This is a genomic window from Proteus sp. STS61-E, from assembly GCF_040932335.1.
GTDB lineage: Bacteria > Pseudomonadota > Gammaproteobacteria > Enterobacterales > Enterobacteriaceae > Proteus > Proteus mirabilis_B.
The window spans coordinates 523,213-535,459 of sequence record NZ_JBFQGE010000002.1 but is presented as its reverse complement, the minus strand read 5'-3'; the positions used below and the strand labels follow the sequence as shown (position 1 = coordinate 535,459).

Sequence of the window (12,247 nt, the reverse complement as noted above, 5' to 3'; positions counted from 1 at the left end):
TATTATTAAAGTGCGCACGAAACACAGCCTTTGATTTCAGTACCTGCTAATGCAGATTGTCGGATACGAATGTAATACAAGGTTTTAATACCTTTACGCCATGCATATATTTGCGCTTTGTTAATATCACGGGTTGTTGCTTCATCAGAAAAGAATAATGTGAGCGATAAACCTTGGTCGATATGTTGAGAAGCCTCAGCATAGGTATCAATAATTTTCTCAGCCCCAATTTCATATGCATCTTGATAATACTGACGGTTTTCATTGGTCATAAAGGGGGCTGGGTAATAAACTCGCCCAATCTTACCTTCTTTTCTAATTTCTATTGGTGCGGCAATAGGATGAATACTCGATGTAGAGTGGTTGATATAGGAAATAGATCCTGTTGGTGGTATCGCCTGTAAGTTTTGGTTATAGATCCCATGCGTCATAATAGATTGCTTGAGAGCCTGCCAATCTTCCTGTGTTGGAATATGAACATTAGATTGACTAAATAGCTGGTGGACTTTTTGTGTTTTAGGCAACCATTGTTGTGATACATATTTATTAAAATATTCACCCGTTGCGTATTTCGAATTTTCAAAGCCTTTAAACTGCTGTTTTTTTTCAATAGCTAATTGATTTGAAGCTAACAACGCATAGTAAGTGACGGTATAAAAATAGATATTAGTGAAATCTAATGCTTCTTCAGAGCCGTAATAAATCCCTTCACGCGCTAAGTAGCCATGTAAATTCATTTGTCCTAAACCAATGGCATGAGAAGCGAGATTACCTTTTTCAATAGAAGGAACGGACTCAATTTTCGTCATTTCAGAGACATTGCTTAATGCTCTAATTGCCGTGCTGACGGTATGTGCAAAATTAGGTGAATCCATTGCCATAGCAATATTCATAGAACCTAAGTTACAACTGATGTCATGACCAATATGGCGATAGCTTAAGTCTGGGTGATACTCACTGGCGCTGTTTACTTGTAAAATTTCAGAGCAAAGATTGCTCATATTAATTCTACCAGCGATAGGATTGGCACGATTTACCGCATCTTCAAACATGATATAAGGATAGCCAGACTCAAATTGAATTTCGGCAAGTGTTTGGAAAAACTCTCTCGCTTTAATTTTCTTCTTACGAATTTGCGCGTTATTCACCATCTCACTGTATTTTTCACTCACACTGATTTCCGACATAGGTACGCCATAAACACGCTCTACATCATAAGGTGAGAAGAGATACATATCTTCATTGCGTTTCGCTAATTCAAACGTGATATCAGGGATAACAACGCCTAAAGAGAGCGTTTTTATTCGCACTTTTTCATCTGCATTTTCTCTTTTTGTATCAAGAAAATGGTAAATATCTGGATGATGAGCATGAAGATAAACAGCGCCAGCTCCTTGTCTTGCACCTAACTGATTAGCATAAGAAAAAGCATCTTCAAGCATTTTCATAACAGGAACAACGCCAGAAGATTGATTTTCTATACGTTTAATCGGTGCACCTGCTTCACGTAAATTAGTGAGCAAAAATGCAACACCACCGCCACGTTTAGAAAGCTGTAACGCGGAATTTACCGATCGACCGATAGATTCCATATTATCTTCTATACGCAATAAAAAGCAGGAAACCAACTCACCGCGTTGTTGTTTTCCGCAATTTAAAAAAGTCGGTGTAGCGGGTTGAAAACGACCACTAATAATTTCATCTACAAGATGAATAGCAAGATCAGTATCGCCTTGTGCAAGCGTGAGAGCCACCATACAAACGCGATCTTCATAGCGTTCAAGATAGCGCTCTCCATCAAAGGTTTTTAAGGTATAACTGGTGTAGTACTTAAAAGCGCCAAGGAAAGATTGAAAGCGAAATTTTTTACTATAAGCATGTTTGAATAGCTGTTTGATAAAGGCAAATTCATACTGTTCTAACACTTGCGCTTCGTAATAGTGTTGTTGTACTAAGAACTCGAGTTTTTCTTTTAGATCATGAAAAAATACAGTGTTTTGATTGACATGTTGACGAAAAAAATGGTGTGTCGCTAATTTATCTTTATCAAACTGAATATTACCTTGCTCATCATAGAGATTTAGCATGGCATTCAATGCATGGTAATCCAGTTGTTCTGTTGATTGTGTCATGTTAATTATCTCGTGACGCATTGGTCAGTAAGACTTGACCAAAATGTACTTAAACCTGTTTTTACGCGATTCACATCTTCTGGCGTACCTAATAATTCAAATCGATACAAAAAAGGGATTTGGCATTTTTGTGCAATAATATCGCCAGCTAATCCGTAAGCTGCACCAAAGTTAGTATTTCCAGAAGCAATGACTCCACGTATTAATTGGCGGTTTTCAGGAATATTTAAAAACTGAATAACTGCTTTAGGAACTGCACCTTTAGTACCACCACCACCATAAGTTGGGCAAAGCAACACAAAGGGTTGTGTTGCAAGCAATGTTTCATCTTCAATAATTCTGGTCGCATTTAAATTGAGCTTTTGTACAAAGCGATGGCAGTTTTCAGAGCGACTTGAAAAATAGATCAAAGGTGCAGTTTGCATGAGATGCTCCTTTAGAGCGTGATCTGTCTGATTTTATCAGGACAGAAACCTGACCAATGCTGTTCACCATGAACCACAACAGGTACTTGGCGATATCCCATAGAAACGATACGGGCGAGAGCTTGTGTATCTTTGGTGAGATCGACTGCAACAAACGGAATATTTTTCTGTTTTAAAGCGCGTTCTGTGGCACTGCATTGAACGCAATTCGGTTTGGTATAGAGGATAACAGACATAAAAATAACCCTTATAAAAATATGGATGCGTCTGTTTTCACATCCATAATGAGAAGTACTTAAATACTATATATAGAGTTATTTATTTTCAACCACACAATATATGGTGATTTTCATTTTTGATAATGATTATCATTAAAATTAAACAGTTAGTGAACTAATTTTATTTTTAGATCGCTCGATTGATCAATTTTTATTAGATATACGAGTAATTAGATGATTGCTTTATCAATCAAGCATGATTTAATCTGATTGCTAAAGACAAATCAGCAGAGAAAACATTATGTACCAAGACTATCTCGATGCACCTAAAGGCTTCCCAAAACCTTATATCTCTATCACTGCAAATGAAAAAGGGATCACGAGTCTCTATTTTGTGAATGACAAAGAGGCTGCCGTAAGTTCGAGCCCTGTTATTAACCAATGTATAAAACAATTAAAAGAGTATTTTGCAGGTAAACGCACGACATTTTCGGTGCCATTAGCGCCAGAAGGAACGGAATTTCAAAGCCGTGTTTGGAAAACATTACAAACCATCCCTTATGGTGAAATTTGGAGTTATAAAAAATTGGCGCTTACATTAGGTTCGGTCAATTATTGCAGAGCGGTCGGAATGGCAAACTCACGCAACCCAATATCTTTAATTATTCCTTGTCATCGAGTTATTGGTCATAACGGTAAGTTAGTCGGCTATACCGGTGGATTAGATATTAAGCGTTGGCTACTTCAATATGAAAAGGTAGAAGTCGATGAATAGTTCAGATTGTAAGTATTAAGTATTGTTTCTTAAGTGAACTATGTGTTAAGGCATGGGATTTGTCTGAATATTAATCATTTGGCAGAAAAAAAATGTGAGTTTCGTGATCTAGACTGTGGACAGGGAATCATCATTTTTGTTTTACTATAGCCAACGCAAAACGCTTGCGTTTATTTTCTATTTTAAAGGTAAACTTGATGTCTAAATTAAAAGGTAACGTTAAGTGGTTTAACGAAACTAAAGGTTTTGGTTTTATCACTCCAGAAGATGGCAGCAAAGATGTATTTGTACACTTTTCCGCTATTACATCAGAAGGCTTTAAAACCCTTGCTGAAGGTCAAAAAGTAGAGTTTGAAGTTACTGACGGCGCGAAAGGGCCATCTGCTGCAAACGTTGTCGCTATCTAATTAACGACTTCTTTGAGACAAGTAAAAACCCGTTGAATAACGGGTTTTTATGTATCTAGAGCAAAGCCCGTTGAATAACGGGTTTTTATGTATCTAGAGCAAAGCCCGTTGAATAACGGGTTTTTATGTATCTAGAGCAAAACCCGCTGAATAACGGGTTTTTATGTATCTAAAGCAAAACCCGTTTTATAACAGGTTTTTATATTCCAAGCATTACATCTCGCGTAGTAACCAAAACGCAAAAGCGGTCATTAAAAATGAACCTACCAAGTTAGCGCCCATCGTACTTAATGCCCATCCTATCTTCCCCTCAGTTAAGAGTGCGACAACTTCGACAGAAAAGGTTGAAAACGTTGTCAAACCGCCACAAAAGCCCGTAGTTAGCATAATTTTCCAAATAGGATCAATATGTGGTGCTTTGCTAAACCAAGCGATACCAAAGGCAATAATAAAAGCACCAATACAGTTAGCAATAAAGGTGCCTGTGGCAAAATGAGGAAAAATAGAATTTAGGCGGTAGCTAATTAGCCAGCGTAATACGCTACCTAAACCACCACCTATAAATACAGCAATTGCAATATTAAGCATGAGAGATTAATTGTTATTTAACCTCAATCCCCTGAGCTTGAAGATCAGCATGATAAGACGAGCGAACAAACGGCCCACAAGCTGCATGGGTAAAGCCCATCGCAAGTGCTTGCTCTTTCATATATTCAAACTCGTCAGGACTGACGTAGCGTTGAACAGGAAGATGGTGACGGCTTGGCTGTAAATATTGCCCTAATGTCAGCATCGTTACCCCATGTTTACGCAGATCACGCATAACGTCAATAATTTCTTCGTTGGTTTCCCCAAGACCGACCATCAAACCTGATTTTGTTGGAATATCAGGGTGAGCTTGCTTAAAACGCTCTAACAATGTCAGCGACCATTGATAGTTAGCACCTGGGCGTACTTGACGATAAACGCGAGGAACATTCTCTAAGTTATGGTTAAAGACATCTGGTGGAGTGTCAGTGAGGATCTCAAGCGCTTTATCCATACGACCACGGAAATCAGGAACTAATGTTTCAATACGGATCGTTGGATTTTTTGCACGAATTGCAGCAATACAATCAGCAAAATGTTGAGCACCACCATCACGGAGATCATCACGGTCTACGGACGTAATTACGACGTAGCGTAATCCCATATCTTTAATAGTTTGAGCAAGTTTTTCTGGCTCTTGAGGATCGGGAGCATTAGGACGGCCATGAGCGACATCGCAAAATGGGCAACGGCGTGTACAAATTGCACCCAAGATCATAAAGGTTGCCGTTCCGTGGTTAAAACACTCAGCAAGGTTAGGGCAAGAGGCTTCTTCACAGACGGAATGAAGGCCATTTTTACGCATTGCTGCTTTGATACCCTGAATTTTACTTGAGTCAGCGGGTAGCTTTATTTTCATCCAATCAGGTTTGCGTAGCAGTTGTTCACGTTCTGTAGCGACTGTTTTAACAGGAATAAGTGCCATTTTATCGGCGTCGCGATATTTAACTCCGCGTTCCATCTGAATAGGTTTACTCATAATTGTGCCAGTTCCAGTTATCTAGAGTGATTAACACGATGTGACTGAGGTAATCAGGGTTTTAAAAAAATATGACAAATGTTAAAAAAATTATAGCATTTTTATTGCTGTGGTTGAAATCCTAGTTGTGTACAAAAATGCTTAACTAATAACGGTGCTACCTGTGTCGTTGTCGTATTCGGTGCAAAATCAATTAACTGCGTCATTTTTAGATCAGAATAACCGCAAGGATTTATTCGTGCAAAAGGGGATAAATCCATATCGATATTGAGCGCAAGTCCGTGAAAGGAACAACCTTTACGAATGCGTAATCCTAAAGAGCAAATTTTATCACCTTTTACGTAAACGCCGGGTGCATCAGCGCGGGCATAAGCTTCTACATTAAACTCTGCTAGCGTGTCTATAACGGTGTTTTCAAGAGCGGTGACTAATTGACGAACACCTACATGATTGCGTTTTAAATCAATTAAAACATACATCACTTGTTGACCGGGGCCATGATAAGTTACTTGACCACCACGATCGGATTGAATAACCGGGATAGTTCCCGTATTTAATAAGTGTTCAGCTTTACCTGCTTGGCCTTGGGTAAAAACCTGTTCATGTTGAACGAGCCATATTTCATCAGGTGTGTGACTTTCCCGTTTTTCCGTAAACTGATGCATAGAATCAGAAACCGGTAAATAGGGTTTCACACCTAATTGGCGAATAATGATTGTCTTGTCTTGCACCGTGAAAATCTTCATTTGTAGCGTAATTGTGAAGAGCAGTATAACGCTCCAGTAAATGAACTACCAGATTGAGATGTTTTTTTTCCGAGGTAGGGTGAAAAATGAGGAAATGCAGAATAAGAAAAAGCGCCTTGATGAAAGGCGCTTTTAAAAAGTCATTTGCTAAAAGAAGAGATTACAGAACCATACGTACTAGTTCAAGTTCACCTAATTCTTTATACAACGTTTCTACTTGATCAATATGAGTTGCGTTGATGGTAATAGAAACAGAGTGGTAATTACCTTTGCTACTTGGTTTAACCGATGGTGTGTAATCACCAGGCGCATGGCGTTGAATAACTTCAACAACTTGATCCACTAATTCTGGTTTTGCATGGCCCATCACTTTATAAGTGAAAGAACATGGAAACTCTAACAGTTCATTTAATTTTGTTTTCATCATAATGTAATTCCTTAAGACAACAGGTGCTGTTGTTTTAATAATTTATTTCTACACCTAATCTTAGCAAATAAAAAGCGCATTCCTTACATAATAAGGAATGCGATACTGGTAATTAGGGTAAATATGGGAATGGTAAATGTGTTTCTGCCAATATCTGTATAAAAGTTATATGTGGTCACATTTACCTTTTTCAAGTCTTAGCCAAACCAGTGTGAGAATAATAATTTGATATAGTCAATAATACGGCTAAAGAAACCGCCTTCTTTTACTTCATGCATCACAACTAGCGGACGCTGTTCGATAACTTGACCATCAAGTTGAAAATTAATTGTTCCTACAACTTGGTTTTTAGTCACTGGTGCATGTAATTCTACATTATCAAGAACATAGCTTGCTTTTAAATCTTTTAAACGACCACGAGGAATAGTTAAATAAACATCTTTATCTACCCCTAATTGTACTTTATCTGTCTCGCCATACCAGATAGGCTCAGCAGCAAATTCTTTACCCACTTGTAATGGTTTTACGGTTTCAAAAAAACGAAAACCCCAAGTAAGTAGCTTTTTACTTTCGGCATCACGACCTTTAGATGAGTGACCACCCATAACTGCAGAAATTAAACGCATATCGCCTTCAGTTGCAGACGCAACAAGGTTATAACCTGCTGATGCAGTATGGCCTGTTTTAATACCATCAACATTTAAACTGGTATCCCACAACAAACCATTTCGGTTTGTTTGGCGGATATTGTTGTAGGTGTACTCTTTTTCTTTATAGATGGCGTATTCATCAGGCACATCGCGAATTAATGCAGCACCAATTAGTGCCATATCGCGAGCCGAGCTATATTGTCCCGGAGCATCAAGACCATGAACGGTTTGGAACTGTGTGTTTTTTAAACCAAGACGTTTAACGTAGTCGTTCATCATGGTCACAAATGTATCTTGGCTTCCTGCAACATAAGAGGCCATTGCGACACAAGCATCATTCCCTGATTGTAAGTTAATACCACGGGTTAACTGCGCAACAGTAACTTGATCACCCGGTTTTAAGAACATTAAAGATGAGCCGCGAAAAACAGGATTACCCGTCGCCCACGCTTCTTCACCAATCGGTACGATATCGCTATTAGAGATTTTACCAGCACGAATGGATTGACCGATAACATAGCTGGTCATCATTTTGGTTAAACTTGCAGGATCACGACGAACGTCGGCATTCATTTCAGCCAGTACTTTCCCAGAATTATAATCAATAAGAATATAAGATTCGGCTTCGATACTAGGAACAGCCGGTATCATTGTTTTTAGGGAATCTTCCGCAATACCTTGATGGCTTACTGTGAGTAAAGCGAAAGTGGCGCTTAATAGGCTTGTTCTTAGTAATTTTGCTGGGAGTATTTGTTTCATTCTGTTTGTTTAATCCGAAAATTCAGGGAAAAATAGGGACTGATAAATAAAATATCAGCAAATCCAGACGATTCTACGCTTGAATTTGCTGATATAAAAAGGATTTTACGTAAATTATCCTTTATTGGGTAATAATAAACCCAGTAATATCTTTAACTTGTTTTAGCTTGTTTTTTATCGTTTCGGCTTGATCTTTAGATGAATAAGGGCCGAGTTGTACTTTATATAATCCATCTGTTTTGTTGATCACACCTTGAGTGTTAAATAACGACGATAAATCATTGAGCCAAAATTGTGCATTATTTTCGTTACTGAGAGCACCAACTTGGACATAAAAGCCTTGTGCTATGGAATTTGAGGATAAAACGGGTTTGGGGGCTTCTGCCTTCGCCGGAGCCGGCGTTGGAACTGGTGCCGGAACTGGAGTAGGTGCTTTTACTTGCACAGGAGCCGATGGTTCAACAGGCATATTGTTGTTGATAGGTGTTGATGTCGTTAATGGCGCAGGTGTTGCTGGTTGAGCATTAAAATTAGGACGCTCTGGTAATGCGGTCGTTTTCTTCTCTATTTGCGCACCATGTGTACCGATACCGCTCATATGGCCACTTTGGTCAACAACAATTCCTTCAATAAGCAAGGGTGTTGTCGGCATTAAACGTAAGCTATCAGAAACCGCTGGAGTGACTTGGATCTGTTTTCCATTGACGTAAGGGCCACGGTCGTTAATACGTACAACCATTGTGCGCCCATTGAGCAAGTTTGTGATTTTTGCATAGCTTGGGATCGGTAATGTAGGATGAGCAACAGCAAACTCATAAGGATTAACGCGTTCACCAATGGTAGTTAAACGACTCATCGCTAAACTATCATAGACAATCGCTTCTCCTCGCTCACTAAAGTTTGCAGGATCAGTCACAATACGGTAAACCACCCCATTTTTTCGATAATCTTGATTTGCCGTAGGATGATAAGGCTCGTAACGTGGCTCTGCACCGAGAACACGTTGAGCTGGCACATTGGGTAATGGTGCTGGCGGTTTATTGGTATTCGTTTTATCAACAACACACCCCGACAGTAGCAATGCACTGATACCAATCAAAACCCATTGCAGACGCATAAAAACCTCATTATAAACTTTTCGATAGTAGTTTTCGGTGTGTATGAATCGACATCACGATACCAAACCCTGCCATTAATACAATCAGGGCCGAGCCTCCATAACTCATCAGCGGTAACGGAACACCGACAACAGGAAGAATGCCACTCACCATTCCTATGTTGACAAAGACATAGACAAAGAAAATTAGCATTAATCCGCCAATCATTACTCTACCAAATGTATTTTGTGCTTTCGTTGCAAGGTAAAGGCCTCGCGCGATTAAGAGTATATAAAGAGTCAGTAGTATCAAAACACCAATTAATCCGAGTTCTTCCGCCAATACAGCAAAAATAAAGTCTGTATGGCGCTCTGGTAAGAATTCTAATTGAGATTGAGTGCCTTGTAACCATCCTTTTCCATGTAATCCACCAGAACCAATGGCAATTTTAGATTGGATGATATGATATCCTGCCCCAAGCGGGTCTGATTCAGGGTCGAGAAGCATCATTACTCGTGCTTGCTGGTAATCATGCATGAGGAAAAACCAGAGTATGGGGATAAAGGCGGCAACAAGAATAATAGCCACAGTGATAAGTCGCCAGCTCATTCCTGCAAGGAAAAGGACGAATAATCCAGAAGCTGCAACAAGAATAGATGTTCCTAAATCTGGCTGTGCGGCGACTAATAAAGTTGGCACAAAAATAAGTACCAGAGCAATGGCCGTATTACGTAATGTAGGAGGGCATACATCGCGATTCATAAATCGAGCGACCATTAAAGGCACAGCTATTTTAGCAATTTCTGAAGGCTGAAAACGCACAATACCTAAATCTAGCCAACGTTGTGCTCCTTTACTGATTTGCCCAAAGACATCAACAAGAATAAGTAAAATAATACAGAAGAAATAGAGATGAGGAGCCCAGCTTTCATAGACTCTTGGTGGGATTTGCGCCATGACTATCATGATCATGAAACCCATAGCAATCTGTCCTAACTTACGTTGCATCATTTCTGGATCTTGCCCGCTGGCACTCCACATAATAAATGCGCTGTATCCTAATAACGCAATAATACAAAGTAAGAATAATGGATCGATATGTATCCGTGTCCAGAAGGATTTTTTCTTATTATTTTCAGTCATGAGTATTATTCCTCTGAACCACGCGGTGCTGGTGGAGACGCTGGCAATACAGTGTTGTTATCACCAAGGAGAATGTGGTCAAGGATTTGTCTTGTAATATCACCGACAGAAGGGCCTGCACCACCATTTTCTAAGATAATAGAGATAGCTACAGTTGGATTATCATAAGGCGCAAAGGCAATCATCAACTTGTGATCACGAAGATGTTCTGCCAATTGGCTCGCATTGTAGGTTTCGTAACTAAACACCTGTGCCGTTCCCGATTTTGCTGCCGCTTTATAAGGTGCATCAGCAAAACTTCGGCGACCTGTACCATTTGGGAAGTTAGCCACACCATACATACCGTATTTTGCGAGTTCCCAATAACCTGAGTGGATATCGCCAATTTGGCGAGTTTCAGTATCAACATAAGGCAGCATTTCATTGCCTAGTTTTGTACCGTAAAGTAGGTGAGGAGTTTTAACTTGACCGTCATTAATCAATGTCATTAAAGCTTTCGCCATTTGAATTGGCGTTGCTGTCCAATAACCTTGTCCAATACCTACTGGGATCGTGTCACCTTGATACCAAGGTTTTTTATAACGTTGCTGTTTCCACTCACGTGTTGGCATGATGCCATTGCGCTCTTCAGAGAGATCAATACCTGTATATTCGCCATAGCCAAAGCGACCCATCCAAGTTGATATACGATCAATTCCCATATCATAAGCAACTTGGTAGAAGAAGGTATCCGCTGATTCTACGATAGATTTTGTGACATTAAGTTTTCCATGTCCCCAACGCTTCCAGTCTCGATAACGTTTTTCTGAGCCAGGAAGTTGCCACCAGCCGGGATCATGAATGGTTGTATTGGCTGTGATCACACCTTCGCTTAATGCCGCAACAGACATAAAGGGTTTCACGGTTGATGCTGGTGGGTAAAGACCTTGAGTTGTTCGGTTGATCAGCGGTCTATCTGGGTTATTTAGTAACCCTTGATATTCTGTGTTCGATATTCCACCGACAAATAAGTTAGGATCGTAACTAGGGTTTGATACCAGTGCTAAAATTTCACCGTTGCGAGGATCGGTTACTACAACCGCGGCTCGGCTTGTAGTGAGCAATGTTTCAATGTAAGTTTGCAGTTCAAGGTCGATGGTAAGATAAATATCTTTACCTGCTTGTGGCGGCTGTTCGTGTAATTGGCGAATAACTCGACCACGGCTATTAACTTCAACCTCTTCATAGCCTGTTGTGCCGTGCAATGTAGACTCATAATAACGTTCGATGCCTAACTTACCGATATCATGAGTTGCAGCATAGTTAGGTGATAAACCTTCTTTATCTAGACGTTCAACATCTTTATCATTAATTTTTGCGACGTAACCAATCACATGCGTTAATGCTGAGCCATAAGGATAATAACGACGTTGATAGCCTTTGATTTCTAAGCCGGGATAGCGGTATTGGTTGATAGCGAAACGCGCGACTTGTACTTGGCTTAATGTTGTTTTTAAGGCGATAGAGCTAAATCGACGTGAGCGCTTGCGCTCTTTTTCAAATGCCGCAATATCTTCGTCAGTTAAGTCAACAACATCCCTTAAACTTTCCAGCGTTTCTTGTAAGTTTGCTACTTTTTCAGGCACAACTTCTAATTGGTAGATAGTACGATTAAGCGCAAGAGGGATGCCTTTGCGATCGTAAATAATACCTCTGCTAGGAGCAATCGGTACTAATTTAATTCGGTTATCATTTGAACGTGTCTGATAATCATCATGGCGAGCGATCTGTAAGTGATTGAGGTTAAAAACCAAAACACCACTCAATATAATAATTACTGAAAATGCGACAATCACACGACGGATAAATAGCTTTGATTCCGCAGTATAATCTCGAAACGGGGTACGTTTTTTTCTTTTCAT

At 39.7% G+C, this 12,247-nt stretch carries 13 protein-coding genes; 2 read left to right on the top strand and 11 right to left on the bottom strand.

What is annotated here, in order from left to right; translation table 11 throughout:
- Positions 1-5 precede the first annotated feature (5 nt).
- Genes nrdE through AB4J89_RS08280 form a run of 3 tightly spaced genes read right to left on the bottom strand, consistent with a single transcriptional unit; the run spans position 6 to position 2,793 of the window.
- Positions 6-2,132, bottom strand: coding sequence for a class 1b ribonucleoside-diphosphate reductase subunit alpha (gene nrdE, locus AB4J89_RS08290; RefSeq protein WP_088493462.1), 2,127 nt, complete (start codon positions 2,130-2,132; stop codon positions 6-8).
- A gap of 5 nt (positions 2,133-2,137) precedes the next feature.
- A complete protein-coding gene (nrdI, locus tag AB4J89_RS08285; protein WP_088493461.1) occupies positions 2,138-2,557 on the bottom strand; it encodes a class Ib ribonucleoside-diphosphate reductase assembly flavoprotein NrdI in 420 nt (139 codons plus the stop codon).
- Between the two features lie 11 nt (positions 2,558-2,568).
- Positions 2,569-2,793 carry a glutaredoxin family protein gene (locus AB4J89_RS08280; RefSeq protein ID WP_075671554.1) on the bottom strand — a complete coding sequence of 75 codons (225 nt, stop codon included), beginning with the start codon at positions 2,791-2,793 and terminating at the stop codon, positions 2,569-2,571.
- A gap of 283 nt (positions 2,794-3,076) precedes the next feature.
- On the opposite strand from AB4J89_RS08280, the gene AB4J89_RS08275 reads away from it, so the two are divergent.
- Both AB4J89_RS08275 and cspE read left to right on the top strand, forming a co-directional pair.
- Positions 3,077-3,550, top strand: coding sequence for a methylated-DNA--[protein]-cysteine S-methyltransferase (locus tag AB4J89_RS08275; RefSeq protein WP_088493460.1), 474 nt, complete (start codon positions 3,077-3,079; stop codon positions 3,548-3,550).
- Positions 3,551-3,747: 197 nt separating this feature from the next.
- Entirely contained in the window at positions 3,748-3,957 is a 210-nt protein-coding gene (gene cspE / locus AB4J89_RS08270) for a transcription antiterminator/RNA stability regulator CspE (RefSeq protein WP_023581133.1), read from the top strand.
- Positions 3,958-4,170: 213 nt separating this feature from the next.
- Here the strand turns inward: cspE and crcB are convergent, their stop codons facing one another.
- The 8 genes from crcB to mrdA form a co-directional block, all read right to left on the bottom strand.
- Positions 4,171-4,545 (bottom strand): fluoride efflux transporter CrcB, encoded by a 375-nt coding sequence (gene crcB / locus AB4J89_RS08265; protein WP_368468863.1) that lies wholly within the window; start codon positions 4,543-4,545, stop codon positions 4,171-4,173.
- 13 nt (positions 4,546-4,558) lie between these two features.
- Positions 4,559-5,524: a lipoyl synthase gene (lipA, locus tag AB4J89_RS08260; RefSeq protein WP_075671558.1), complete on the bottom strand. Its 966-nt coding sequence runs from the start codon at positions 5,522-5,524 to the stop codon at positions 4,559-4,561.
- Positions 5,525-5,625: 101 nt separating this feature from the next.
- Positions 5,626-6,270 (bottom strand): lipoyl(octanoyl) transferase LipB, encoded by a 645-nt coding sequence (gene lipB, locus AB4J89_RS08255; protein WP_088493458.1) that lies wholly within the window; start codon positions 6,268-6,270, stop codon positions 5,626-5,628.
- Positions 6,271-6,430: 160 nt separating this feature from the next.
- Positions 6,431-6,694 (bottom strand): DUF493 family protein YbeD, encoded by a 264-nt coding sequence (ybeD, locus tag AB4J89_RS08250; protein WP_036912266.1) that lies wholly within the window; start codon positions 6,692-6,694, stop codon positions 6,431-6,433.
- Between the two features lie 200 nt (positions 6,695-6,894).
- Positions 6,895-8,106 (bottom strand): D-alanyl-D-alanine carboxypeptidase DacA, encoded by a 1,212-nt coding sequence (gene dacA / locus AB4J89_RS08245; protein WP_088493457.1) that lies wholly within the window; start codon positions 8,104-8,106, stop codon positions 6,895-6,897.
- 121 nt (positions 8,107-8,227) lie between these two features.
- A complete protein-coding gene (gene rlpA, locus AB4J89_RS08240) occupies positions 8,228-9,223 on the bottom strand; it encodes an endolytic peptidoglycan transglycosylase RlpA (RefSeq protein WP_311755096.1) in 996 nt (331 codons plus the stop codon).
- 10 nt (positions 9,224-9,233) lie between these two features.
- The gene (mrdB, locus tag AB4J89_RS08235; RefSeq protein ID WP_088493455.1) at positions 9,234-10,346 is read right to left on the bottom strand and encodes a peptidoglycan glycosyltransferase MrdB; all 1,113 of its coding nucleotides are present in this window, start codon (positions 10,344-10,346) and stop codon (positions 9,234-9,236) included.
- Between the two features lie 5 nt (positions 10,347-10,351).
- On the bottom strand, positions 10,352-12,247 hold the full coding sequence (gene mrdA / locus AB4J89_RS08230) for a peptidoglycan DD-transpeptidase MrdA (protein ID WP_088493454.1): 1,896 nt from the start codon (positions 12,245-12,247) through the stop codon (positions 10,352-10,354).

Excerpts from the sequence above, each read along its gene's own strand:
- nrdE (WP_088493462.1), bottom strand. The coding sequence starts at position 2,132 with ATGACACAATCAACAGAACAACTGGATTACCATGCATTGAATGCCATG.
- nrdI (WP_088493461.1), bottom strand. The coding sequence starts at position 2,557 with ATGCAAACTGCACCTTTGATCTATTTTTCAAGTCGCTCTGAAAACTGC.
- AB4J89_RS08280 (WP_075671554.1), bottom strand. The coding sequence starts at position 2,793 with ATGTCTGTTATCCTCTATACCAAACCGAATTGCGTTCAATGCAGTGCC.
- AB4J89_RS08275 (WP_088493460.1), top strand. The coding sequence starts at position 3,077 with ATGTACCAAGACTATCTCGATGCACCTAAAGGCTTCCCAAAACCTTAT.
- cspE (WP_023581133.1), top strand. The coding sequence starts at position 3,748 with ATGTCTAAATTAAAAGGTAACGTTAAGTGGTTTAACGAAACTAAAGGT.
- crcB (WP_368468863.1), bottom strand. The coding sequence starts at position 4,545 with ATGCTTAATATTGCAATTGCTGTATTTATAGGTGGTGGTTTAGGTAGC.
- lipA (WP_075671558.1), bottom strand. The coding sequence starts at position 5,524 with ATGAGTAAACCTATTCAGATGGAACGCGGAGTTAAATATCGCGACGCC.
- lipB (WP_088493458.1), bottom strand. The coding sequence starts at position 6,270 with ATGAAGATTTTCACGGTGCAAGACAAGACAATCATTATTCGCCAATTA.
- ybeD (WP_036912266.1), bottom strand. The coding sequence starts at position 6,694 with ATGAAAACAAAATTAAATGAACTGTTAGAGTTTCCATGTTCTTTCACT.
- dacA (WP_088493457.1), bottom strand. The coding sequence starts at position 8,106 with ATGAAACAAATACTCCCAGCAAAATTACTAAGAACAAGCCTATTAAGC.
- rlpA (WP_311755096.1), bottom strand. The coding sequence starts at position 9,223 with ATGCGTCTGCAATGGGTTTTGATTGGTATCAGTGCATTGCTACTGTCG.
- mrdB (WP_088493455.1), bottom strand. The coding sequence starts at position 10,346 with ATGACTGAAAATAATAAGAAAAAATCCTTCTGGACACGGATACATATC.
- mrdA (WP_088493454.1), bottom strand. The coding sequence starts at position 12,247 with ATGAAAAGAAAAAAACGTACCCCGTTTCGAGATTATACTGCGGAATCA.